The following is a 24173-nucleotide window of genomic DNA, read 5'->3' as shown; positions in this document are numbered from 1 at the left end:
GCAGGTGGGCGGCGCCAAACTGGCCGAGGTCAACGCCAAGGAGGTGACTCCAGCGCTGGGCGCGACCCTGCAACAGGTGTTCGGAATGGCCGAAGGTCTGCTCAACTACACCCGGCTCGACGATCCGATCGAGCTGCTGCACACCACCCAGGGCAGGCCGCTGTCACCCGCCGACGAGATCCGCGTGGTGGACGGTGACGGCAACGACGTCGCGCCCGGCGAGGAGGGCGAGTTGCTGACCCGGGGCCCGTACACGATCCGCGGCTACTACCGGGCAGCTGAGCACAACGCGCGGGCGTTCACCCCGGACGGCTTCTACCGCAGCGGCGACCTGGTGCGTCGGCTGCCCAGCGGTCATCTCGTGGTATCCGGGCGAATCAAAAACGTGATCAACCGCGGCGGCGAGAACATCTCCTGTGACGAACTCGAGGAGCACCTGCTCGCCCACCCCGCGGTCCGGCATGCCGCCGCCGTGGGGCTGGCCGACCCCGCGCTGGGCGAAAAGGTCTGCGCCGTCCTGGTCGTCGACGGCGAAATGCCCACCCTGGCCGAGATCAAGACCTTCCTCGCCGCCCGCGGGCTCGCCACCTACAAACTGCCGGAGGTGCTGCGGCGCAGCGAGAAGCTGCCGATCACCGCGGTCGGCAAGATCGACAAGAAAGCGCTGCGCGCCGAGGGGTGAGCAGCACTCGGCCGGAATGCCGACGGGCAGCGCGGTGTCGGCGCGCTGCCCGTTCGCTCGGTCGCTCAGGCCTTGACCACGTAGGGCGCGACGCTGCCCAGCTTCTCGCAGGTCTCCTCGAATTCCCGCTCCGGCCGAGACTGACCGACGATCCCGGCGCCCGCGCGCAGCCAGGCGCCCTCGGCGTTCTGATACACCGCGCGCAGCACGAGTGTCGCCTCCATCGCACCGGTCGGCGAAACGGTCAGCACCGCACCGGAATACAGTCCACGCGGATCGTGGTCGAGCCGGAACACCGAATCGACCCCCTCCCGCTTGGGAATACCGGAGGCGGTGACGGAGGGGAACAGCTTTTCCAGCGCGTCCCAGCTGGACCGGTCGGCGGCCAGCCGCCCGCGCACGGTGGACGCCAGGTGCTGCACGCTGCCGCGCTCACGCACGGCCATGAAGTCCGACACCGCGGGCGTGCCTGGATCGGCCACCGCCGCGATCTCCGCGAACGAGGTCTGCACCGAAATCGCGTGTTCCACGATCTCTTTCGGATCGGTGATCAGATCCGCCCGCGCGGCCAGGTCGGCCGCCGTGCCGCGACCGAACGCGCGGGTGCCCGCCAGCGGCTCGGTGGTCACCACCCGGTCGTCGTCCACGGAGGCGACCAGTTCCGGGCTGAAGCCCGCCGCTTCCAGGCCGCCGAGCCGCAACAGGAACGACCGCGCCGGAGTGTTGTGCGCGCGCCCGAGCCGATAGGTGGCCGGAACATCGACCGGGAACGGCAGGTCGACCTTCCTGGACAGGATGACCTTCTGGTACCGCCCCGCCTGGATCTCGCCTACCGCCTCGGCCACCCGATCCCGGTAACCGGTGGGGTCGACGCGGATGTCGGTCGGATGCGCCCGGGGCAGTTCGGTGTTCTGGGACTGCGCGATCAGATCATGGATGTCGCCGGTCTCGGTAGGAGTCGCGCCGGACACCCGGACACCGAATTCGCCCACGCGCACCTCGATGCGGGGAATCATCAGGTGCGCCAGCGGGGTACGCGGGTCGAGGTGTTCGGTGGCGTCGAGCGCCCACGCGCAGAACTCGAATCCGATCCAGCCGTACGCGTTCCGCCCTTCGAGGGGCAACGTGCCGAGCGCGCGGTCGATCACCCCGGCCGGGTTGCCTTCCCAGCTGCTGGCCGTGCCCTGCCCCGCCCACGTGACCCGCAGTTCCCGCACATCCAGTTCGACACTGCCGAACGGATCGGCCGCGAACACCCATTCCCCCGGACGCTCGTACATCACGTACTCGCCGAACCGCTCCGACCCTGCCAGCTGGGACATCGCTGCCGCCGGATCGGTCACATACTCAACCCGCAGGCGTTCCGTGGTCGACAACGATCCTCCAAAGGTAACCCTGACCTAACTTGTGGAGGTAAGGTTAGCATTACCTGAATATCTATACGGATGTGCGCGCGGACACACGAAATCGGTTGTCCTCGCCGGGACTGGGGAACCCCGAGGCGGCGCGCGCACGCACAATGGCCGCACCATGCGCACCCGAACTCGCCGCGCCGACTGCCTGCGCGGAATCGACCCGGCGGGATTGAATAGTGGAGAGCGTCACCTGCGGAGGGAAGAACATCGATGATCGATCACCGCGGCGATTCACCCGCGACCGCCCGACCCGGGACCGCACCGCAATCGGTGGTGGCCCTGATCGACGCTGTATCGGGGGTGGAACGCGAACTCGTCGGCACGTGGCTGGCCGACGGCGGGATCGACGCGCAGTTCGGCACCGACGCCCCGGTCACCCAGCTGGACCTGGACGCGAGCGCTGTCGCCGCCCAACTGGTCAGCAGGCGCGACGATCCGCTGGTGGTGCCGATACGGGTGGTGTGGCTGCCACCGGAACGCGACGGCGTGCGGCGGGTCACCTTCGCCGACCTGGCCCTGATGACCAACCCGCGCAAACCCAACCGGTTGGCGCAGCGCAGGCTGCTGGGCAAGTCGCCGGACCGATACGTCGTGCTGACCGGCGCGCCCGCCCGGCTCAGCGAGCTGCGCGCGAACAACCCGGAGGCGGCGGCGCTGTTCGACAAGGGCACCGCCGAACCGTTCGCCCGCGCCATCGTGCGCGCGGCGGTGGTGGCGCTCGAACGTGCCGAACGAACCATCATCGGTGACCGGTACAAGGTGCCCCGACTGGTCGCCGAGGAAATCCTCGACTCCCCCGAATTCCTGCGCAGGCTGGAGCTGATCGCCGACCAGATCGGGGCCAGTCCGCACGAGGTGTACCGGCGCGCGGAGAAAGCACTCGGCGAACTCGTCGCCGCCCAGAGCAGGCTGGTCTCCGATCTGTTCACCCAGGCCATGCGACCGGTGCACGCCTCGACCTGGAAAGTCGACTCCGACGAATCCGGTCTCGCCGGGCTGCGCGATCTCAACCGCCGCTTCCCGCTGGTGTTCCTGCCATCGCACCGGTCGTACGTCGACGCCTTCGTGCTCGGGGACGTACTGGCCCGCAACGACTTTCCGCCGAACCATGTCATCGGCGGCGCGAACCTCAGCTTCTGGCCGATCGGCCCGATCGCCCGGCGCACCGGAGCGGTGTTCATCCGGCGCAGTTTCGGCGACGACGAGGTGTACAAGGCCGTCGTCGAGGAGTACTTCGCCTACCTGCTGGCCAAGCGCTTCAACCTGGAGTGGTATTTCGAGGGCGGCCGCACCCGCACCGGCAAGCTGCGCCCGCCGCGCTACGGATTGCTGAACTACCTTGCCGCGGCGGTGCGTACGAATCGCGTCGACGATGTCATGCTGGTTCCGGTCTCGATCACCTACGAGCGGCTCAACGAACTCGGCGCCATCGCCACCGAGCAGGTCGGCGGCACGAAGAAACCCGAGGGGCTGGCCTGGCTCGCGCGCTACATCCGCAGCCAGCAACACTCCGCCGGGCACGTGTATGTGCGCTTCGGCGAGCCACTGTCCGCCCGTGATCGGCTCGCCGCACACGGTGACCCGCTCACCACGCCGCCGCTGACCATCCCATTGCACCGGATCGAGCCGATCCCGCCGAGCCGCGCCGAAGCGAGAATCGTCGGCGACCACGAACCACCGGAAGTCACCGAGCTGGAACGCAAGGCCGTGCAGCGGCTGGCGTTCGAGGTGGCGGTCGGGATCAACGCGGTCACGCCGATCACCGTCAACGCGCTGGTCACCCTGGCGCTGCTCGGAGTGGACGGGCGCGCCCTGACCCTCCGCGAAGTGCGCACCGTGCTCGCGCCGGTGCTGGGCTACATCGACAAGCGCGAGCTGCCCGGCGGCGAACTCGACGCCCTGCGCGACGAACAGGGCTTGGCCGTCGTGCTGGAGCAGCTCTCGCTGGCCAAGGTCGTCACGGTGTATCGCGGCGGCCTGGAACCGGTGTACTCGATCGAATCGGGCGCGCACCTCGAGGCCGCGTTCTACCGCAACAGCGCCGTGCACTGGTTCGTCAACCGCGCGATTCTCGAGCTGTCCATCCTCGCCGGGGTCGACATCGGCGAGGACGCCGACGCGCTGAAGACCGGCTGGGGCGAAGCGTTCCGCCTGCGTGACCTGCTGAAGTTCGAGTTCTTCTTCCCCGAGCGCAGTGAGTTCGCCGACCAGATGGTCGCGGAGATGCTCCTGGTGGACCAGGACTGGTACAACCACACCCGCCGCGACACGCGAAGCTCGGACATCCTGGGGAAGCTCACCGCCTCCGGATTCATGATGGCCCACCGGGTGCTGCGCTCCTTCTTCGACGCGCAACTCGTGGTGGCGGAACGGCTGGCGGCCCGGGACCCGGGCGACGAGATCGACCGCAAAGAGCTCATCGCCGAATGCGTGGCCGTGGGCAATCAGATGCTGCTGCAGAAGCGGTTGCACAGCCCGGAGTCGGTTTCCACCGAGTTGTTCACCAGTGCGCTCAAGCTCGCCGACAATTACGACCTCTTGGAGACGGTGCCGGACGACTCGGAGCGTTGCGCGGAACTGACCGAGCGCAGAAGAGAATTCGCCGAGAGCCTGCGTGTCATCAGCGCCCGCATCGCGCAGGCCGCCGCGCTGGACCCGTCCAACATGGAACCGCGGTGAACGATCGTCCCGACCTCGACGCCGCGGTCGCCGCCATCCGATCCGGACCGCAGGGCCCCACCGTCGCCGCTGTCTTCGACTTCGCCGGCACGATCATCGACGGCACCGGGCGACGCCGGACGCTGGGCCGCCGCGAGCCCGAGGACGTGCTGCTCGGCGGTATCCGCAACGGCATGACCGACGGCCAGTACGCCCGATTCCTGCGACAACTCACCGAAGCGCTGGCCGGACACTCCGAAGAGGAACTCGACGAGCTGGGCAGGCAGCTGTTCCGGCGCACCAGCTACGGGCGCCTGTATCCCGAGGCGTGGCAGTTGATCCGGACGCACCGGGCAGCCGGGCACACGGTGCTGGTGGTCAGCTCGCTGACCAGGTTTCAGGTCCTTCCCGCGGCGACGCAACTGGGCATAGCGCACGTGCGCTACACGCCGATGGCAGCCGACGACGGCGTGCTGACCGGCTACCCGGACGGAAAGACGCTGTGGCGCAACGGCAAGGCCGACGCCGTCATCGAATTCGCCGCCGCGCAGGGCGTCGACCTCGAACGCAGCTACGCCTACGCCGACGCCGGCGCCGATCTGCCGCTGCTGTCGCTGGTCGGCCATCCGGTGGCGGTGAACCCCGATGACGCGTTGGCCGAGATCGCCGACCGGAATCACTGGGCAAAGCTGAGCTTCCGGCCGCGCCGCTCTCCACGCGCGAGCGACTACGCTCGCACCGCGGCCGGATTCGCCGGGCTGCTCGGCGGCGCACTGTTCGGCGTCGCGTCGAAGGCGCCCAGCGGAGACCGCCAGCAGATGGCCGACGCGCTGATGGCGCAGGCGACGCGCAATACGCTGCGCATCGCCGGGGTGCAGGTCCGGGTCACCGGCGCCGAGCACGCGAAATCCCCACGACCCGCGGTCTTCCTGTTCAACCACCAGAGCCAGTTCGACATCATCATCGTGCCCGCGGTGCTCGGCGGCGGCGTGACCGGCATCGGTAAGAAGGAGCTGACCAAGAATCCGGTGTTCGGGCCGCTCATGCGTTTCGTCGGAGTGACCTTCATCGATCGCTCGAATACCGCGCAGGCGAAGGCGGCGCTGCGACCGGTGGTGGAGACGTTGCGCGGCGGGCTCTCGATCGCGGTGTCTCCGGAGGGAACCCGCTCTTACACTCCCGAAGTCGGTCCGTTCAAGAAGGGCGCGTTCCACATCGCGATCCAGGCCGGGGTTCCGGTGATCCCGGTGGTGATCCGCAACGCGGGTGAGATCTGCTGGCGCAACTCGATGGTCGCCCGGCCCGGGATCGTAGACGTGGCGATTCTCGAGCCCATCGACGTCAGCGGATGGGATCCCGACGACATGGACGCGGACGTGGCACGGGTGCGACAGCTGTTCATCGACACGCTCTTGGATTGGCCTTAGTGCACCCCGATGCCGTGGTCACCGCCTGGCGCGATCACCTGGCGCAATCCGATTTTCGAGCGACGCGGGCTCAGACAGCGCGGCCGAACAACAGCTTCCACGGCATCAGTGCCGACTCGAGCTGCACTTTGAGGCTCATCTTGGAGGCGCCCAGGGTTCGCTCCTCGAACCGGATCGGAACCTCGGCGATCCTGATCCCCTTCTTGATCGTGCGATAGTTCATCTCGACCTGGAAGGAGTACCCGTTGCTGCGGATCGAGGCGACGTCGATGGCGCGCAGGGTGTCGGCCTTCCATGCCTTGAAGCCGGCGGTGGCGTCTTTGACGCCCAAGCGCAGAATCAGGTTGACGTAGAAGTTGGCCCAGGCCGACAGCGCCTTGCGGTACCACTTCCACTCGGCGGCGGTCGAGCCGCCGGGGACATAGCGGGAACCGAGCACCACGCCCGCATCGGTGGTCGTCAACTTCTCCAGCATCGCCGGGATGACTTCGGCGGGATGCGAGAGATCCGCGTCCATCTGGATCACCACGTCCGCGCCCTCGTCCAGCGCCCGCGTGATGCCCGCCACGTACGCGCGCCCGAGCCCGTCCTTCTCGGTGCGGTGCAGCACGCCCACCACGTTCGGCAGCTCGGCGGCCAGCTTGTCCGCCACCTCGCCGGTGCCGTCCGGCGAGCTGTCGTCCACCACGAGCACGTGCAGGTCGGGCACGGGCAGCGTGGTCAGCCGCTCCACCGCAACCGGTAGATTCTCCCGCTCGTTGTAGGTCGGCACAACAACGGTAACCCTCAAGGGTCGCCCTCCCTGCTGATCCTGGTTTTCCGCTCGCAGCCCACGCCAGGACCACCGAGCATTCGTCGAGTTCTGGAGAACCGTACTCGATCCGCCCGACCGCGGGCCGAGCGGCCGCACCCGGCGCGACACCGTTCGGCGCTCCGACCTGCACCTCAAGATCAACTTCACCGGACCCGGGGATACTTCCCCTGCCGCGCCGCCGGGTCACGGGAAATTCGGCACGTGCGATTGAGCGCTACGGGCTATCCGGCGCGACAGACTGAAAACCTTTGCCGCACAAGGTTATTTCCCGGCCGCCTCAGTCCCCGTCACGCCAGACGCGATCCCGGGCGTCTTCGCGCTCGTTGCGGGCGTGCGCGATTTCCAGCGCCCGCTCCGCCGTCGCCTGGTCCGGATAAGGCCCCATGCGATCGCGGAACCAGCACTGCCGTCCCTGTTCGGCTCGTTTATGCTTCAAGCAGTAATACCAGCGCTCAGCCATACCTCCAGCATCCCACCGAACAGCCCACCGCATCCCGATTTCGTGTTCGCCCATCCGTAGCGGTGAGCCGGTTACCGCGCAATTCGCGCCCGAGCTCTACCAAAGACTTCGGTAATGGATGAGCGAGTCGCAAATCAGAACCGCACCCAACACGACGAAGAGCATGCGCACCGATCTCGGTCCAAATGTGGTGAGAACGCGAACGACCTTTCGATACACCCGGCGCGCTCCGATCGTCCGGCGCATTGCGAGGCCGAGAATCAGCAGCGGCGGCAGCAATGCCAGCGCGCAATAAGCGCCGATGATCAGCGGCCACAAGATAGGTAGCGGATCGCGTGCGGAGAGCATCGCGAGTCCGGCCAGATAGGGAACCGCCGTCGGCGCCTGCGCGATACCGATCGCCACCCCGAGCACAGCGAGTAACCAGGGTTGCCGTCGCCATGCCGCCCGCGAACGGCACCGCCCACCCCCGCAAACACTTGAATCGAACCAACCCACCCAACGCAACCACTGGAAGGGGGTCCGGGGGGGCGAAGCCCCGCCGGGCGGGGTGTGGGGGTTGCACCCCCACAAGACATGACGAAGCGAAAATGGCTCATGCTCTCCATGAGCATGAGCCAGCTATGAGCGGAGTGGCCAGGGCCGGGATCGAACCGGCGACCTTCCGCTTTTCAGGCGGACGCTCGTACCAACTGAGCTACCTGGCCGCAGGCACCCGAGGTGAATGCCATACGCCGACGCCGATATCCGGCGCCCACTTGCGACCCTGACGGGACTCGAACCCGCGACCTCCGCCGTGACAGGGCGGCGCGCTAACCAACTGCGCCACAGGGCCATGCTCTGCTACCAACGATCCGCAGACCGTACCCCCTACGGGATTCGAACCCGCGCTACCGCCTTGAAAGGGCGGCGTCCTAGGCCGCTAGACGAAGGGGGCTCGTCCCGGATTTCTCCGGACCGGCTTTCAACGGCTGTCCGTTGGGAGCTGGGATAGCTTATGACAGACCGGACTCGAATCCCAAACCGGCTGGTCAGAGCCCCAAACCGAGCTCCTCCAACCGGGCCTGAGCGCGCCAGCCGTCGCTGCGGAACTTCTGCAGCCACTCCAGGGTGGCCATCGCCTCGACCACCACTTCGAGCGCCTCCTCGAAACGCGACCGCAGATCGACCTGACCGCCGAGCAGATCGACCATGTACCGCTGACCAGCCAGCGCTGCCGCGAGCGTGCGGGTGAACCGGTCAGGGTCGGCGTCGGCGCGCAGCTGCCCGTGGTCGATGGCGCGCACCGTGAGCACCCTGGTCGTGCGGCCGAGGATGCGCCCGCCGCCCGCTTGCACGTCGCGATAGAAATCCGGCTCGATGATCAGGCGGTACTCGGCTTGCACGATGATGTCGTGCTCCAGCCGCAACGCGATCTCGTCGACCATCCCGTGCAGGATGTCCAGCGGGCTGAGATCCGCTCGGGCCAGCCAGCGCTCGGCGGAGGCGCGGTAACGCTCCACGGCGGTCTCCAGGACCGCGCGCGCGAGGTCTTCCTTGGAATCGAAATGGAAGTACATGGCGCCCTTGGTGGCACGCGACCCTTCCAGTATGCGGTTGAGCGATGCAGCGGCATAGCCGCTCTTCCCGAACTCAACGGCGGCGGACCTGATAATCGCCGCCCGTGTCCGGCGGGCCCGCTCTTGCTGCCGTGCCATGCTCGAAACGCCTCCGAAGCCTACTCGCCGCCAAGCAGCCACCCCCAAAGGAACGGTCCCTTGGCGCGAATTCATGAGTTTTATCAATATTGCAAACCGGGTTTCCGCCCGATTTCAAACCTTCGGTACGAAAACTCGCGAAAAACCTGAAACGCACCGGCTGGTATAGTTTTGCTGCCCGGGTGCGCCGCAGGGGGTGCGCATCCGGGCATTTCTTCGTCTCGGATCTGCCTCCTCCTGCGGCATCGAGTTCCGCCGAGCCGTGGCCGACCGAGCCGACCGCGACGCCTTCGGACACAGCAACGACAAGCTGAATTCCGCCGCGCCGACCGAGTCGGCGATTCTTTCGGAATTCACCAAGGCGTCACCGTACCCGGAATCTCGATGCGACACGCGGCAAACTGAAGAGTCAGGTAGCCATCCGATTCCGCTTTCCGTTGCAGCAAATATTCCGCAACCGAACATCGACGTCCGGCGACTGCGTGAATTCTCCAGCGGCCCAGCGATGTTCACCCGGGCCGACCGACAGGCCGAGCGACCGATCGCCCCGCATGCGGCACCGGCCAACCCGGTCCGCGAGCCGCGCCCGGCCAGGGCCCTTCACCCCCTGCAAATCCAAAGACATTGTCAGCCAACATGATTGGATGATATCCAGATCCGGGTAAGATGAACAAAGCTGGGTGGCAAATGTTTTACCGCCTGCATCGTCGCGCGCCCACACCGCGTTACCCGCGCCACGGCATCGCGCCACGCACCCGCACGGCACGCCGCCCCGACCCATCCGCCGCACCCCACCGACACGAACTCCCCCGATTGGGGCATCCGCACCCGATCGCACTACACTGGTCCTCCGCGCCCCTATAGCTCAGTTGGTAGAGCTACGGACTTTTAATCCGCAGGTCGTAGGTTCGAGCCCTACTGGGGGCACACTCGTCGGGCGTCCGGGGTCATCCGGGCGCCCGACCTGGTTTCTCGGGAGTTCTCCGCTTCGCGGTCCCCTACTGATGAGGACCGGCGGATGTCGACTCCAGTTCTTGCCACCGTGCACCACCGGACGCCTGCCAGCCGCCGTGCCGACGACTCCCCGTTCCGGTGCCGACGGCTATAGAGCCCCGTCGCCGGGCGAACGACACTCCGCGGCCCTGCGGATATCGATCCACAAGATTCGCGACGAGTAACGACCGGTCCGGTTGTGAGGAAAGGCACAGATCGGTAACCGCGGTCCGGCGGCGCGGACACGCACGGACCGGCCCGGTCCGCGGCAGCCCGACAGTGTCACCTCCACGGACCAACCCCGCTGCCGCACATTGTCATCTCGCACAGATTCCGCGACCCCGCACGCGGGTAACGCCCCGAGCGCCGCGCCGATAGTCCCCTCAATGCCGCCTTACCCCATACACTCGTGTGGATCACTGAACGGCCAAGACGCCGCATGACGTGTATCACGCGGGCATCGATCGTCCAAAGGATGCGTTTCGCATCACACCTACGGTGCCGTAAGGTATGGCCGCATCGCTATCGGTCTACCTTGGGATGACCAGCACGACCGGACGCACACACTGAAGGGTTTCATACATGGCAAGGGATCTGACTCAACTCGAGCTGCTCACGGAGTTGGAGCCGGTTGCCGAAGAAAACGTCAACCGACACCTTTCTCTGGCAAAGGAATGGCACCCGCACGACTACGTCCCGTGGGACGACGGCCGCAACTTCGCGGCACTCGGTGGCATCGATTGGGATCCGGAACAGTCCCGCCTGAGTGAGGTCGCGAAGGCGGCCATGGTCACCAACCTGCTCACCGAGGACAACCTGCCCTCCTACCACCGGGAGATCGCCGAGAACTTCTCCCAGGACGGCGCCTGGGGCACCTGGGTGGGCCGCTGGACCGCCGAGGAGAACCGCCACGGCATCGTCATGCGCGACTACCTGGTCGTCACCCGCGGCGTCGATCCGGTCGCGCTCGAGCAAGCTCGCATGGTCCACATGACCAACGGCTTCGCCTCCCCCGCCGAAGCCGACGCCGGATTCCTGCACTCCGTCGCGTACGTCACCTTCCAGGAGCTGGCCACCCGGGTCAGCCACCGCAACACCGGCAAGGTCTGTGACGACCCGATCGCCGACCGCATGCTGCAGCGCGTCGCGGCCGACGAGAACCTGCACATGATCTTCTACCGCAATATGTGCGGCGCCGCCCTCGACCTCGCGCCCGACCAGGCCATCGAGGCCATCACGCTGATCCTGGAGAACTTCCAGATGCCCGGCGCCGGCATGCCCAACTTCCGCCGCAACGGTGTGCTGATGGCCAAGCACGGCATCTACGACCTGCGCCAGCACCTGGAAGAAGTCGTCCAGCCGGTGTTGAAGAAGTGGAACATCTTCGAGCGCACCGACTTCACCGCCCGCGGCGAAGCGGTCCGCGAGCGCCTCGGCGCGTTCCTGGACAAGCTGGCCAAGGACGTGATCAAGTTCGAGGAGCAGCGCGACCGCATGCTCGCCCGCGAAGCCGCCAAGCGCGAGCGCGAGATGGCGGGCAGTACGGTCGGCTGACCGCACGAGGCGATCGCGCCGCCGTCCTGGACTCGGACGGCGGCGCTTTCCGGCGTTGTCCGAGCGCTGCTCCGGGTCGGCGACAGCCCGGCTCATGACACTCGGCTTCGCGACTCGTCGACCCGCACCGGCCAACTTACGTGCGGAAATGAGACACTGGTCGGCGTGACGATGACGACCGAGGCGAAGACAGCGCTGCGGATCGGGCCGTATCCGGTCGATCCGCCGGTGGTGCTGGCGCCGATGGCGGGCATCACGAACCTGGCGTTCCGCAAACTGTGCCGGGAATTCGGCAGCCCGACCTCGATCTACGTGTGCGAGATGATCACCGCGCGCGCCGTGGTGGAGCGCAACGAGAAGACGCTGCACATGATGTCCTTCGACGCCGACGAGTACCCGCGCTCGATGCAGCTCTACGGCGTCGACCCGGCGACGCTCGGCGAAGCGGTGCGGATCATCGTCGGCGAGGGCTGGGCCGACCACATCGACCTCAACCTGGGCTGTCCGGTGCCCAAGGTCACCCGGCTCGGCGGCGGTGCGGCGCTGCCCTACAAGCGGACGCTGTTTCGGCGCATCGTGCGCGCCATGGTGGACGCGGCCGAACCGGCGGGCGTACCGGTGACCGTGAAGTTCCGCATCGGCATCGACGACGACCACCTCACCTACCTGGACGCGGGACGCATCGCGGAAGCCGAAGGCGCGCGGGCGGTGGCCCTGCACGCGCGGACGGCGGCGCAGCGCTACTCCGGCCAGGCCGACTGGACCGCCATCTCCCGCCTCAAGGAGACCGTCACCACCATCCCGGTGCTCGGCAACGGCGACATCTTCTCGGCCGCCGACGCCGTCCGCATGATGGACGAAACCGGCTGCGACGGCGTCGTGGTCGGCCGCGGCTGTCTGGGCCGACCGTGGCTGTTCGCCGAGCTGCAAGCCGCGCTGCGCGGCGAGCCGCTGCCCGCGGCCCCCGATCTCGGCCGGGTAGGCGCGGTGCTGTATCGACACGGCACGCTGCTGTCGGAGCACCTCGGCGAGGACAAAGCCATGCGCGACCTGCGCAAGCACATGGCCTGGTATCTGATGGGATTCCCGGTCGGCGCCGACGTCCGACGCGCGTTCGCGACCGTCTCCAGCCTCACGCAACTGGAAGACCTTGTCGGACAACTCGACCCGACCGCGCCGTTCCCCAAGGACGCCGAGGGCCCACGCGGACGCCAAGGTTCGCCGGGAAAGGTCGCCCTGCCGCACGGCTGGCTCGACGACCCGGACGATCCCGCGGTGCCGCAAGCGGCCGATGTGATGCACAGCGGCGGATGATCGGGCAATCCCGCAGCGAACCGCATCGCCAAACACCGCTGTGACCTCGACGCTTTCGCACTCGGGTGGCTCGCCGTGGCGGAATCGTTATCATTGCGGAATCGGTGCTGCCGGTCGAGGATGGCTGAGGCGGAAAGCAAGACGAAAAGCGAGGTTCGTAGGTGGGTGACGATCGGCACGGGCGTTCGCCACGGCCCGGAGGTCGTGCCCCGTGGGAGCGGTATCCCGCGGCGGATTACCCCGAACGAGACGCCGCACGGACATCCCGGCGCTCGCGACACACCGACGCCACCCCCGACCAGGGTTCCGCACCGCTCACGGTCCAGGACCTCGTCCAGCGGGTCGACAACGAGCGCAGCGGACGAAGGGGCCGCAGGGCGGCCGCGCCACAGGACGGTGACGCACCGAGCCGTGGCCGCCGGGCCGAACCCGCACTACCCGACGCGGGCCCTCCACCCGCACGAGGCCGCCGCGCCGAACCAGCGCCACCAGACGTGAGTCCCCCACCCGGACGGGGCCGCCGCCCCGAGCCGCCGCTACCGGACGCAGGCCAAGGACGGAGTCGTCGCGCCGAGCCCGACCTACCGGACGCGGGCCCCGGACCGGGACGAGGCCATCGCGCCGAGCCCACGCCACGCCAGGACGCTCCTCGACGCTCTCCCGAGCCCGCCCGCCGCCCACCGGACGCCGCCAATGGCCGCGGCGCCGCGGCAGGCCCGCGCCGCGCCCCCGACACGCCCGCGGCACGACCGACCGGCAGTTCTCCGGTGGTCCAGGACATCACGGGCGAGCACGTCACCCCGGCCTCGCGCGCCGCGAGCCGTCGCCCAGCCGAGCGCCCCGCAGCGCGCCCGGAGCCGGAACAGGCCGAAGAAGTCACCGACGTCCTTCCCCCGCTCGACGAGCCGACCCGCGCCAAGCGCAAGGGCGTCGGCTGGCCGACGAAGGAAGGCAAAGCCCAACCGAAGCCGGTCGGCACACCCGCCCAATCGCGCCTGGCGGCCGCCCGTGAACGCCGGAACAAGCGCCTGCGGACCGCCGGCCGAGCCGCGATGGCGGTGGTCGCCGTCCTGGTTCTGCTCGCGACCGGCGGCGGCTGGAGCTACATGCGGTCGACCACGGACAGCTTCACCCAGGTCTCCGCCCTCGACGAGAACTCACAGGACATCGTCGATTCCAATGCCCAGCTCGGCGACGAGAATTACCTGCTCGTCGGTACCGACACCCGGGCAGGCGCCAACGGCAAGCTCGGCGCAGGCACACTGGACGACGCCGAGGGCTCCCGCGCCGACACCACCATGCTCGTCCACATCCCGAAGAACCGGAGTCGGGTCGTCGTAGTCTCCTTCCCGCGCGACCTTGACGTGACCAGGCCGCAGTGCACCGGGTGGGACAATGAGAAAAACAGAAGCACCGGCGAGAAGTACCCGTCTGCCATAGGTGACAAGCTCAACGCCGTCTACAACCTCGGCGGCCCGCCGTGCCTCGTCTCCACGATCCAGCGTCTCACCGGCGCGTCGATCAATCACTTCATCGGCATCGACTTCGCCGGCTTCGAGACAATGGTCAATACGATCGATGGCGTCGAGGTCTGCGCGACCAAACCGCTCGTCGACGATGTACTCGGCACCATCCTCGAGAAGCCGGGTAAGCAGCGCATCAACGGCGAGACCGCACTGAACTATGTGCGGGCCAGGCACGTCTACGGCGAGGAACGCAGCGACTACGACCGGATCAACCGACAGCAACGCTTCCTCGCCTCGCTGCTGCGCGGTGCACTGGCGAGCAAGGTGCTCTTCGATCTGGGCAAACTGAACGGTTTCATCAAAGAGTTCACCGAGCACACCTTGGTCGACGAAAAGACCAGGCCCGAGGATCTGCTGATGCTGGGCCGCTCGCTGCAGAAGATCGATGCGGGCACGGTTACCTTCATCACCGTCCCGACCGCAGGCACCACCTCTTACGGCAACGAGATCCCCCGCGAATCCGACATCAAGGCGATCTTCAAGGCGATCCGCGACGATCAGCCGCTGCCGGGAGAGAAGCCGACCGTCCCGAAGGACACACCCGCTCCTACCCCGGCCGCGCCGACACCCACGAAATATACGGCGGTGGATCCCTCCACCGTCTCGTTGCTGGTGTCCAACGGCTCCGGATACGAGGGTCTGGCGCGCACGGCCGCCACCAAGCTCGGCAACCAGGGCTTCACGATCTACAACACCGGTAATTACGCCAACGGCACCTCCGCGACGACGAAGGTCCGCTACGCCGCAGGACTGGAAGCCGAGGCCGCCACGGTGGCCACCGCGATCCCCGGTGCGACCATCGAGGCCGCCGACGATCTCGGCGGCATCGTCGAGGTCGTCATTGGAGCGGACTCGACGAACGGCGTCACCGTGAAGGCACCGACGCCGGTCGGTGACACGATCACCAACGTTGCGACCAGCACCTCGAAGGATTCGACGCCGACCGTACTGCCCTCGGACCTGGAACATGTCAACGCGGCCGAAGAGATCTGCAAGTAGCAGCTGGCCCCTTAGAGCCATCTGGCATGCTGGCACGGTCCCGCCCGCTGTGTGACGCAGATCACATTTCCAGGGTTCGCGGATACTCGAGACCGAGATCGGCGACGCGGCCGTAGCGAGCGATCCGCCTGCGGCAACACGCGCGCTAACTGTTCGCACCGGTCATCACTCGGTGTTCGTGACTTGGTCAGCGCGGCGACCCAGTCGCTGCTCCAGGCCGATCTCGCTCTGGCGGAGCAGGTGATCAGTGAGTACGCCGGATCGCCGAGCTGATCCAGGACGCCGAAGAGAAGACCTTCGCCTTGCTCGCGTGGCCGAGCACCAGCAGTTCAGCGTTGTCACCAACATCCCCGTCTACTTCTGCGATCCGGCTAGTCCCTGGCAGCGCGGCTCGGACGAGAACACCAACGGTCGTTTCGGCAGTACTTCCCCAAAGGAACAGACCCTGTCCGCGCACACCCGCGAACACCTCGATGCCGTCGCCGCGGAACTCAACGGCCGACCACGCAAAACGCTCGGCTGGGATACCCCAGCCGAGCGTCTGGCTATGCTCATGCCCACCACCAACTAGCAGCGGTGATGCGACGACTCCTGTCACCCAAGGTAGAGCGGGCGGGGCCGATCGTTGGACTGTTGGGTTATGCGCCGACGGCTTGCCCGTTGTCGACGGCGTAGATCACCCCAGGAGCCGGTATCACTATCCGGAAATGATGATCCATCCGTATGAGCCCCCGCCGTATGAATAACATATCCACTTCGTCGTGCCCTCATAGTGAATGTTGCCAACGGTATACGCGTCGCAAGGCGCTGTTGGCGCAGCCTCAGCTTGCGGGGCAAGCATCGTCGCGGCCAAGATCGTGGCCACACCGACTAACGCACCAGAGAACCATCGTACTGCCATCACGAATCCTCTTTCGCTTCAATAGATTCCACAGAGGTTGCGTGATTCGAACCCCCCTTGTTTCACAGCCTACCGAACCATGCTGGAAGAAAACAATGACTCGAGCGCACCTTCCGGACCCGTTCGCAAGGGATCCTCGGCGGGGATAGGTGCGACGCCGCACAGCCGCGCGAACGCCGCTTCGGAGATCAGCAGACCGCGGCTGTCACCGATCGAAAGGAGAAGGGCGGCGGCGTTATCCGGCCCAAGGGCGAATACCTGCATTGTTTCGGGCGCGACGCGTTCGAGTAGTTCGCCGAGGTGCTTCTTCCTTGACCGGAGGAAGCGGACGAACTCGGCAGCATCGTCCAGGTCGTCCTCGGCCAGGATTACACCGGCACGATCCGCCCGCCCGTGCCGTTCGGCGACGAGATCACGAACGTCACCGCATCCACGGAGAAGACCCCCGTCGCTCTGCCGTCCGATCTGGAGCACATCAACGCCGCCGACAACATCTGCAAGTAGCAGCGGGCCAGGCGCACTCCCTGTGCGATGTGGATCACATTTGTTCCGGCGCGCAGCCGACCGAGACCAAGATCGGCAACGCGGACCCGGCCAGGTTTCGGCCTGCGGCAACACACGCGCTAATTGTTCGCACCGGTCATTCACTCCGTGTTCGTGACTTGGTCAGCGCGGCGAACTAGGGTCAGTTTTCATGCGTGTCATCTACAACGAGCAAATGGCAGAACTCGCCAACCTCCTGGGCGAGATGGCCGGCCTGGCCGGCTCGGCCATGGAGCGGGCGACCCAGTCGCTACTCCAGGCCGACCTCGCTCTGGCGGAGCAGGTGATCAGTGAGTACGACCGGATCCACGAGCTGATCCAGGACGCCGAAGAGAAGGCCTTCGCCCTGCTCGCGCTGCAGGCCCCGGTGGCGGGTGATCTGCGGCAGGTGGTGAGCACGATCCAGATCGTCAACGACGTGAACCGGATGGGCGCGCTCGCGCTGCACGTGGCGAAGGTCGCGCGCAGGCGCCACCCGAACCACGCGCTGCCCGAGGCGGTCAACGGCTACTTCGCCGAGATGGGCCGCATCGCGGTGAGCATGGGCGCGGGCGCCAGGGAAGTGCTGGAGACCCGCGACCCCGAGCGCGCCGCCCAGCTGAACGTGGACGACGAGGCGATGGACGACCTCCACCGTCACCTCTTCACGCTGCTCATGGACCGGGAGTGGAAGTACGGCGTCGCCGCGGCCGTGGATGTCACGCTGCTCGGCCGCTACTACGAGCGCTTCGCCGACCACGCCGTCGAAATCGGCCGCCGGGTCATCTTCCTGGTCACCGGCGTGCTTCCGCCCGACCCCGATGGCGAGTCGTAACCGAAGGCATTGTGGGCTCGACCCGGCATTCGCCGGGTCGGCTAGGAGCCGGTAGCCGAAACCAGACGTCCACCGCGGCGCTCGGATTACCCGATTCCGGCCGTCCACGCGTCGGGCGCGACCTTCCGGAACGGATACACGTGAGTCCCGGGCAGCCGAGTTGCCGCCCAGGACCCTACGCGTACTGTTCCGCGTCGACCGGGACGCGTTCGGTGGCCGGAATCAGCCGAAGCGACCCGAGATGTAGTCCTCCGTGGCCTTCTGCGAGGGGTTGGAGAAGATCTTCTCGGTGTCGTCGATCTCGATCAACTTGCCCGGCTTGCCCTGGGCCTCCAGGTTGAAGAAGCCGGTCTGGTCACTCACGCGCGCGGCCTGCTGCATGTTGTGGGTGACGATGACGATGGTGAATTCCTTCTTCAGCTCGGTGATCAGGTCCTCGATCGCCAGGGTGGAGATCGGGTCCAGCGCCGAACAGGGCTCGTCCATCAGCAGCACGTCGGGCGACACCGCGATGGCACGCGCGATGCACAGACGCTGTTGTTGACCGCCGGAGAGGCCGCCGCCCGGCTTGTCCAGGCGGTCCTTCACCTCGTTCCACAGGTTGGCGCCCCGCAGCGAGCGCTCGGCGACCTCGTCGAGTTCCTTCTTGTTGCGCACGCCCTGCAGCTTGAGCCCCGCGACCACGTTGTCCCGGATGGACATGGTGGGGAACGGGTTCGGCCGCTGGAAGACCATGCCGATGGTGCGACGCACGCCCACCGGGTCGACCTGGGTGCCGTAGATGTCCTCGCCGTCCAGCAGCACCGCGCCTTCGACCCTGGCGTTCGGGGTCACCTCGTGCATGCGGTTGAGCGAACGCAGCACGGTGGACTTGCCACAGCCGGAGGGACCGATGAAGGCGGTCACGCTGCGCGGCAGCACGGTCAGCGAAACCTCGGACACGGCATGGAACTTGCCGTAGTAGATGTTCAGATCTTTGACGTCGATCCGCTTGGCCATTTTCGGTAATCCGTTCCGCTTCTATCGGTTCCGCGTGAGCAGCCGGTTGAGGACGGCCGCCGCCAGGTACAGGAGGGCGATGATGAGAATGAGGGTCAATGCCGCGCCCCACACCCGCTCGCGTCCAGCCGCTTCCGGGTTGGCCAGCTCCTGGTAGATCAACAGCGGCAGCGACGCCATGTTGCCGTCGAAGATGTTCATGTTGATCGACTTGCTGTAGCCGACCAGCACCAGCACGGGAGCGGTCTCGCCCATCACCCTGGCGATGGCCAGCAGGATGCCACTGATCATGCCGGGCAGCGCGGTCGGCACCACGATCCGCACGATCGTCTTCCACTTCGGGATGCCGAGCGCGTAGGACGCTTCGCGCAGCTCGTCGGGTACCAGTTTGAGCATTTCCTCGGTGCTGCGAACCACGACCGGCAGCATCAGCAGCACCAACGCCAGCGACACCGCGAACGAGCTCTGCGGGAAACCGAGCGTGGCGATCCACAGCGCGAAGATGAACAGCGCCGCGACGATCGACGGCACACCCGCCAGGATGTCCACCATGAACGTGGTGGTCTTGGCCAGCACGCCGCGACCGTACTCGACCAGATACACCGCGGCCATGATGCCCAGCGGCACCGCGATGACCGTCGCGACCAGCGACTGCACGATGGTGCCGTAGATCGCGTGGTACACGCCGCCCGCGAACTGATGGGGCAGCACGCCCTTCATCGAGTTCTGCCACCAGTTGGCCCGGACCACGGCGCTGAAACCCTTGGTGACCACCATGATCAGCACCCAGCCCAGCGGCACCAGCGCGATGCCGAACGCCAGCCAGACCAGTCCGGTGGCGATGTTGTTGCGGACCCGGCGGCCCACGCTCACATGCCGGAAGGTGGGGGCTTTGACCGGCCGGTCCAATGTCGACGTGGTCATCACCCGTTCACCCTTCCGCCGGCGGCCAGGCGCGCCAGCGCGTTCACGACGAAGGTCAGCGCGAACAGCACGAAGCCTGCCGCGATGTACGCGCCGGTCGGCAGCGGCTCACTGAATTCCGCCGCCGCCGAGGCGATTTTGGAGGCGAAGGTGTAGCCGCCGTCGAACACCGACCAGCGTCCCGGCTGCGCGGCCGTCTTCAGCACGATCAGCACGGCGATCGTCTCGCCGAGCGCACGGCCGAGGCCGAGCATGGCTCCGGCGATCATGCCGCTGCGCCCGTAGGGCAGCACGGTCATCCGGACGACCTCCCACTTGGTCGCGCCGAGCGCCTGCGCCGCTTCGATGTGCGAGCGCGGAGTGAGGTTGAACACCTCGCGGCTGACCGACGTGATGATCGGCAGGATCATCACCGCGAGCACCACGCCCGCGGTGAAGATCGTGCCACCGCTGGCCAGCGGGATGTTGCCGTCCGAGAACAGGAACAGCCAGTTGAGGTTGTCGTTGAGGAAGGTCTGGACCGGCTCCAGTTGCGGAGCGAGAACCAGGATTCCCCACAGACCGAACACGATCGAAGGCACCGCCGCCAGGAGATCGACGATCACCGAGAACGGCCGCGCCAAGGTCTTCGGCGCGTAGTGCGTGAGAAACAGCGCGATGCCGATGCCGACCGGAACGGCCAGCACCAAGGCGAAGATCGAACTCAGCACCGTCACCATGAACAGATCCCGGATGCCGAACCGCAGGTTGTCGGCATTCGTGGTGTTGAACTCGGTGCTGGTGAAGAAGTTCGCGTCGTTCGCCAGTACCGAAGGCACCGCCCGAATCAACAGGAACAGCGCGATCAGCGCGATGGAGGCGACGATGATCGCACCCGCCGCCGTGGCCAGCGAACGGAAGATGATCTCCGCACGCGGACTGTGACGGCGTCCGGCCCCGGCCGGTTCGGTGCTCGGCTTGCTCGGCATGAGCGCAGTATCTCCGCCTGCCCGCCGACGCGTCGAATCCGACTGGTCAGCGGCGGCAACTTCGTCGTGCACGGTCATGGGTTCGCTATCAGGAGATGGCGTTGATGGCGGTGGTCAGCTTGGTCTTGAACTGCTCCGGGATCGGGATGTACCCGGCCTCGTCCAGACCCTGCTGGCCATTGCTGACCGCCGAGGTGAGGAAGGCCTTCACCGCCTTGGCCGTGTTGGCGTCGGCGTACTTCGAGCACACGATCTCGTAGGTCGGCATCACGATCGGGTACGCGCCCGCCACGGTCGGCTTGTAGAACGAGGAGGTGTCGATGACCAGGTCGTTGCCCTGGCCCGAGATCTTCGCCGACTCGATCGCCTTGCCCGCCGACGCGACGCTCAGCGTCACCGGGTCCTTGCTCGCCGAGGTGATGATGCGCGCGATGGACAGGTTCTGCGCCTTCGCGAAGGACCACTCGTTGTAGGTGATCGAGTTCTTGGTGCTCTTCACCGCGGCCGAGGTGCCCTCGTTGCCCTTCGAACCGGCGCCGACGCCGCCGGCGAACGCCTTGCCCGCGCCCTTGCCCCAGGCGCCGTCGGACGCGGCGTCCAGGTAGAGCTGGAAGTTGTCCGTGGTGCCCGACTCGTCGCTGCGGAAGATCACCGCGATCGGCTCGGACGGCAGCTTGGCGTTCGGGTTCAGCGCCTTGATCTCGGGGGCGTCCCAGGTGGTGACGGTGCCGTTGAAGATCTTGGCGGCGGTCGGGCCGTCCAGCGCGAGGTCGGTCACGCCGTCGATGTTGTAGGTGATCGCGACCGGGCCGAACACGGTGGGCAGGTTCCACGCGGGCGAGGCGCAGCGGTCGGCGGCCTTCTTCGGCTCGTCCTTCTTCGGGTTCAGCGGCGAGTCGGAGCCACCGAAATCGGTCTGGCCACCGATGAACTCGCTCACACCCGCGCCGGAGCCGCTCGAGGTGTAGTTGAGCGTGGCGCCGTCGCAGTTCTTCTCGTAGGCGGCGATGAAGCGCTCCATCGCGTTCTTCTGCGCCGAGGAGCCGCTGGCCTTGAGGGCTTCCTTGCCGCCGCAGGCGACGTCGACCTTGGCCACGTTGCTCGAGTCGGTCGAGGTGTTGTCGTCGCTACCACAAGCGGCGAGCGTCATGGCGCCGACGGCCAGCACACCAACGAGGGCGCTGCTGCGCTTGAAATTCACTATTCCTCCGGAATGGCGTCCTACTCGTCCGGTCCCTCACCGGCCCGGACGGGTGCTGTGGTGCTGTTCGCGGGGAACTTGCGCACCAGGCAGCAGTGTGCTGCCCTCACTCAACCTAAAGTCACGTGGTTGACAGTTGGACCGACCTGGGTGAACGGAGGGTGAACAGCCCAGCGCGATTGCACGCGGTGTATGTGACGTTTGCCCCAGTTTTACTCGCGGGCACCGAGTCCGCCGCCTGCTATTCAGCCTCGGCCGCCGCGTAGGCGACGTCGACATGCGCCGTAGCGAATCCGAGCCGGGTATAGGTGCGCACCGCGGCGGCGTTGTCGGCCTCGGTATACAGCAACACTTCGGCCAGACCGCGGTCACGCAGGTGGTGTAGTCCGGCCAGGGTGAGCAGACGGCCGAGCCCGCGTCCCTGCGCCGCCGGGTCGACACCGACCACGTAGACCTCGCCGACCGGCGGACGCTCCTCGTAATGCACCTTGGTCCAATGGAATCCGAGCAGGCGGTTCGGCGCGGCGGCGTCGAAGGCCAGGAACAGGCCCTTCGCGTCGAACCAGGGCTCGGCGCGGCGGACCTCGATGTCGCGTTCGGTCCAGCCACCCTGTTCGGGATGCCAGGCGAAGGCGGCCTTGTTCACCCGCAGCAACTCCGGGTCGTCGGCAACACCGTGGTAGCCGCGCAGCACGATGTCCTCCGGCACGGCCAGTTCGGGTAGCTCAGGTGTAGCCAGAGACCGCCGCATCTGCCACAGCTCACGGGCCGTGCGCAGTCCGAGACGGGCCGCGAGGGATTTGGCCGCGGGACGATCACCATGGGCCCACACCCGCGCCCCCGGACCGCCTTCCGCGAGGACGGCCGTGACCAGATCGGTACCGATTCCCTGACCGCGCGCGAGCGGGTCGACCACGACCTCCGCCATCGCCGGGTGTTCGCCATGCGCGGGAACGAGATTCGCGTATCCGACGACCACGCCGTCCCGCCGTGCGAGCAGATGACGCGCGGCGGTGTGATCGCCGGAGGTCACCGACAGCACCGCCTGCTCCGAGATCGGGGCTACGCCGTCGGCGGCCGTGGCCCGCGCGAGCAGATCGGTGATCGCCCGCGCCGCGTCCTCGTCCGGACGATCGGTCCACTGTGTCGTCGCGCCGCTCATCGGCCTCCGTTCTTCGAGCCATCGGACCCCGTGCGGAGTTCCGCTCCTGGCAACGTCATGGGAGCCAGCGGCATTTCGATACCGGCCGACCGCGATACGGAGGCTATCGGAGCGACCGCGGCCACCAGCCGCGAGGACTCACGGCGCGGAGCCGTTGATCGGCGCGAACGGGGAATCGTCGGTGCCCTCGTTCTCCTCGTCCGGGAAGCTCACCGGTTCGCCCTTGCCCGCGGTCCGCGACGGGCGCACGGCCTTGTAGCCCACGTTGCGGACCGTGCCGATCAGGGACTCGTACTCGGTGCCGAGTTTGGCGCGCAACCGCCGGACGTGCACGTCGACGGTGCGGGTGCCGCCGAAGAAGTCGTAACCCCACACCTCCTGCAGCAATTGCGCGCGGGTGAACACCCGTCCTGCGTGCTGCGCGAGGTACTTCAGCAGCTCGAATTCCTTGTAGGTGAGATCGAGCGGACGCCCGCGCAGCCGAGCGGTATAGGTGCCCTCGTCGATCACCAGCTCGCCGAGGGTGATCTTGCCGGTGTTCTCCGGGCTTGCCACGCCCCCGTTGCGCCCGACCAGCAGCCGCAACCTGGCGTCGAGTTCGGCCGGTCCGGTGCCGGGCAGCAGGATGTCGTCGAGTCCCCAGTCGGCGTTCACCGCGACCAGGCCGCCCTCGGTAAGAACCGCGACCACCGGCACCGACGAGCCGGTACTGCCGAGCAAACGGCAGAGCCCGCGGGCGGCGGCCAGGTCGGTCCGCGCGTCGACCAGGGCGACATCCGCGCTGCCGGCTTCGAGCAGCGAGGCCACTTCCGTCGGCGCGGGGCGCACATTGTGCGCGAGCAACGCCAGCGACGGCAACACCGACTCGGGGTTGGGGTCGGAGGTAAGCAGGAGCAGCTCCACAGGCCCTCCTCCCATCTCGTAGCTTCGCGGATGCGGCAGCGCCGCCGTAGCCACGTCGCTAATCACAGGTAATCGGATGCAAGATTAGCGCGTAACCCCGGATGACCACGCATTCTGGGGTCTGGCACGGTACCGGAGGACACTCGGGAGCCGAGTTCGGGCCAACCGATAGGGTGCAGACATGGGTTACGCACCGGGCAGGCCCAGCACCCGCGGCTT

The 24173-nt window shown here is 67.1% G+C and carries 20 protein-coding genes, 4 tRNA genes and 1 pseudogene; 10 read left to right on the top strand and 15 right to left on the bottom strand.

Annotated elements, in window-relative coordinates:
• Nucleotides 1-682 (top strand): AMP-binding protein (locus tag ON34_RS02875; RefSeq protein ID WP_040773819.1); only part of this gene is annotated, 682 nt, incomplete at its 5' end.
• A gap of 65 nt (nt 683-747) precedes the next feature.
• Here ON34_RS02875 and ON34_RS02870 read toward each other — a convergent pair.
• A complete protein-coding gene (locus tag ON34_RS02870; protein WP_040773780.1) occupies nt 748-2058 on the bottom strand; it encodes a salicylate synthase in 1311 nt (436 codons plus the stop codon).
• 249 nt (nt 2059-2307) lie between these two features.
• On the opposite strand from ON34_RS02870, the gene ON34_RS02865 reads away from it, so the two are divergent.
• Both ON34_RS02865 and ON34_RS02860 read left to right on the top strand, forming a co-directional pair.
• A complete protein-coding gene (locus ON34_RS02865; RefSeq protein WP_040773778.1) occupies nt 2308-4776 on the top strand; it encodes a glycerol-3-phosphate 1-O-acyltransferase in 2469 nt (822 codons plus the stop codon).
• Entirely contained in the window at nt 4773-6182 is a 1410-nt protein-coding gene (locus ON34_RS02860; RefSeq protein WP_040773775.1) for an HAD-IB family hydrolase, read from the top strand. The genes ON34_RS02865 and ON34_RS02860 overlap by 4 nt, the downstream gene beginning before the upstream one ends.
• A 70-nt stretch (nt 6183-6252) precedes the next feature.
• Here ON34_RS02860 and ON34_RS02855 read toward each other — a convergent pair whose 3' ends face one another.
• The 7 genes from ON34_RS02855 to ON34_RS02825 form a co-directional block, all read right to left on the bottom strand.
• Nucleotides 6253-6972, bottom strand: a complete 720-nt coding sequence (locus ON34_RS02855; protein ID WP_281032432.1) for a polyprenol monophosphomannose synthase — start codon at nt 6970-6972, stop codon at nt 6253-6255.
• Nucleotides 6973-7273: 301 nt separating this feature from the next.
• Nucleotides 7274-7456 (bottom strand): hypothetical protein, encoded by a 183-nt coding sequence (locus ON34_RS02850; RefSeq protein WP_040773771.1) that lies wholly within the window; start codon nt 7454-7456, stop codon nt 7274-7276.
• Nucleotides 7457-7552: 96 nt separating this feature from the next.
• Entirely contained in the window at nt 7553-7861 is a 309-nt protein-coding gene (locus tag ON34_RS02845; protein WP_174371995.1) for a hypothetical protein, read from the bottom strand.
• 228 nt (nt 7862-8089) lie between these two features.
• Nucleotides 8090-8163 (bottom strand) — tRNA-Phe (locus tag ON34_RS02840).
• A 54-nt stretch (nt 8164-8217) separates the two neighbouring features.
• Nucleotides 8218-8291: transfer RNA gene (locus ON34_RS02835), tRNA-Asp, on the bottom strand.
• A gap of 29 nt (nt 8292-8320) precedes the next feature.
• Nucleotides 8321-8393, bottom strand: a tRNA-Glu gene (locus ON34_RS02830).
• A gap of 94 nt (nt 8394-8487) precedes the next feature.
• Nucleotides 8488-9153 carry a TetR family transcriptional regulator gene (locus ON34_RS02825; protein ID WP_040773768.1) on the bottom strand — a complete coding sequence of 222 codons (666 nt, stop codon included), beginning with the start codon at nt 9151-9153 and terminating at the stop codon, nt 8488-8490.
• 262 nt (nt 9154-9415) lie between these two features.
• Between ON34_RS02825 and ON34_RS35735 the strand changes: the two genes are divergently transcribed.
• The 6 genes and pseudogenes from ON34_RS35735 to ON34_RS02800 all read left to right on the top strand — a co-directional run.
• Nucleotides 9416-9793: a hypothetical protein gene (locus ON34_RS35735; protein ID WP_169333844.1), complete on the top strand. Its 378-nt coding sequence runs from the start codon at nt 9416-9418 to the stop codon at nt 9791-9793.
• 214 nt (nt 9794-10007) lie between these two features.
• Nucleotides 10008-10080: transfer RNA gene (locus ON34_RS02820), tRNA-Lys, on the top strand.
• A 648-nt stretch (nt 10081-10728) separates the two neighbouring features.
• Nucleotides 10729-11700: an acyl-ACP desaturase gene (locus ON34_RS02815; RefSeq protein WP_040773765.1), complete on the top strand. Its 972-nt coding sequence runs from the start codon at nt 10729-10731 to the stop codon at nt 11698-11700.
• Between the two features lie 171 nt (nt 11701-11871).
• Nucleotides 11872-13014, top strand: coding sequence for a tRNA dihydrouridine synthase DusB (gene dusB / locus ON34_RS02810; protein WP_040773762.1), 1143 nt, complete (start codon nt 11872-11874; stop codon nt 13012-13014).
• Nucleotides 13015-13508: 494 nt separating this feature from the next.
• Nucleotides 13509-15539, top strand: coding sequence for an LCP family protein (locus ON34_RS02805; protein WP_245547858.1), 2031 nt, complete (start codon nt 13509-13511; stop codon nt 15537-15539).
• 304 nt (nt 15540-15843) lie between these two features.
• Nucleotides 15844-16110: pseudogene (locus tag ON34_RS02800) on the top strand (IS30 family transposase); the annotation flags it as partial.
• 399 nt (nt 16111-16509) lie between these two features.
• Here the strand turns inward: ON34_RS02800 and ON34_RS35730 are convergent.
• Nucleotides 16510-16914, bottom strand: coding sequence for a hypothetical protein (locus ON34_RS35730; RefSeq protein WP_157172149.1), 405 nt, complete (start codon nt 16912-16914; stop codon nt 16510-16512).
• Between the two features lie 220 nt (nt 16915-17134).
• Here ON34_RS35730 and phoU point away from each other — a divergent pair, with 220 nt between their 5' ends.
• On the top strand, nt 17135-17797 hold the full coding sequence (phoU, locus tag ON34_RS02790) for a phosphate signaling complex protein PhoU (protein ID WP_040773751.1): 663 nt from the start codon (nt 17135-17137) through the stop codon (nt 17795-17797).
• A 222-nt stretch (nt 17798-18019) separates the two neighbouring features.
• Here phoU and pstB read toward each other — a convergent pair whose 3' ends face one another.
• From pstB to ON34_RS02760, 6 genes are all read right to left on the bottom strand, one after another.
• Entirely contained in the window at nt 18020-18796 is a 777-nt protein-coding gene (pstB, locus tag ON34_RS02785; RefSeq protein ID WP_040773748.1) for a phosphate ABC transporter ATP-binding protein PstB, read from the bottom strand.
• Nucleotides 18797-18817: 21 nt separating this feature from the next.
• Complete coding sequence (gene pstA / locus ON34_RS02780) at nt 18818-19720, bottom strand: phosphate ABC transporter permease PstA (protein ID WP_040773746.1); 903 nt, start codon at nt 19718-19720, stop codon at nt 18818-18820.
• Entirely contained in the window at nt 19720-20688 is a 969-nt protein-coding gene (pstC, locus tag ON34_RS02775) for a phosphate ABC transporter permease subunit PstC (protein WP_040773745.1), read from the bottom strand. The genes pstA and pstC overlap by 1 nt, the downstream gene beginning before the upstream one ends.
• Nucleotides 20689-20776: 88 nt before the next feature.
• Entirely contained in the window at nt 20777-21889 is a 1113-nt protein-coding gene (gene pstS, locus ON34_RS02770; protein WP_040773743.1) for a phosphate ABC transporter substrate-binding protein PstS, read from the bottom strand.
• Nucleotides 21890-22130: 241 nt separating this feature from the next.
• Entirely contained in the window at nt 22131-23051 is a 921-nt protein-coding gene (gene mshD / locus ON34_RS02765) for a mycothiol synthase (RefSeq protein WP_040773740.1), read from the bottom strand.
• A gap of 138 nt (nt 23052-23189) precedes the next feature.
• The gene (locus ON34_RS02760; RefSeq protein ID WP_040773738.1) at nt 23190-23954 is read right to left on the bottom strand and encodes a winged helix-turn-helix transcriptional regulator; all 765 of its coding nucleotides are present in this window, start codon (nt 23952-23954) and stop codon (nt 23190-23192) included.
• Between the last annotated feature and the right edge of the window lie 219 nt (nt 23955-24173).

It is taken from the genome of Nocardia pneumoniae NBRC 100136, from assembly GCF_000308755.1.
Taxonomy (GTDB): Bacteria; Actinomycetota; Actinomycetes; order Mycobacteriales; family Mycobacteriaceae; genus Nocardia; species Nocardia pneumoniae.
This window is presented reverse-complemented; position numbering and strand designations above follow the sequence as displayed.

Coding starts and splice junctions, on each gene's coding strand:
- phoU (WP_040773751.1), top strand. CDS start 17,135: ATGCGTGTCATCTACAACGAGCAAATGGCAGAACTCGCCAACCTCCTG.
- ON34_RS02865 (WP_040773778.1), top strand. CDS start 2,308: ATGATCGATCACCGCGGCGATTCACCCGCGACCGCCCGACCCGGGACC.
- mshD (WP_040773740.1), bottom strand. CDS start 23,051: ATGAGCGGCGCGACGACACAGTGGACCGATCGTCCGGACGAGGACGCG.
- ON34_RS02815 (WP_040773765.1), top strand. CDS start 10,729: ATGGCAAGGGATCTGACTCAACTCGAGCTGCTCACGGAGTTGGAGCCG.
- pstA (WP_040773746.1), bottom strand. CDS start 19,720: ATGACCACGTCGACATTGGACCGGCCGGTCAAAGCCCCCACCTTCCGG.
- ON34_RS02850 (WP_040773771.1), bottom strand. CDS start 7,456: ATGGCTGAGCGCTGGTATTACTGCTTGAAGCATAAACGAGCCGAACAG.
- pstB (WP_040773748.1), bottom strand. CDS start 18,796: ATGGCCAAGCGGATCGACGTCAAAGATCTGAACATCTACTACGGCAAG.
- dusB (WP_040773762.1), top strand. CDS start 11,872: ATGACGACCGAGGCGAAGACAGCGCTGCGGATCGGGCCGTATCCGGTC.
- ON34_RS02825 (WP_040773768.1), bottom strand. CDS start 9,153: ATGGCACGGCAGCAAGAGCGGGCCCGCCGGACACGGGCGGCGATTATC.
- pstC (WP_040773745.1), bottom strand. CDS start 20,688: ATGCCGAGCAAGCCGAGCACCGAACCGGCCGGGGCCGGACGCCGTCAC.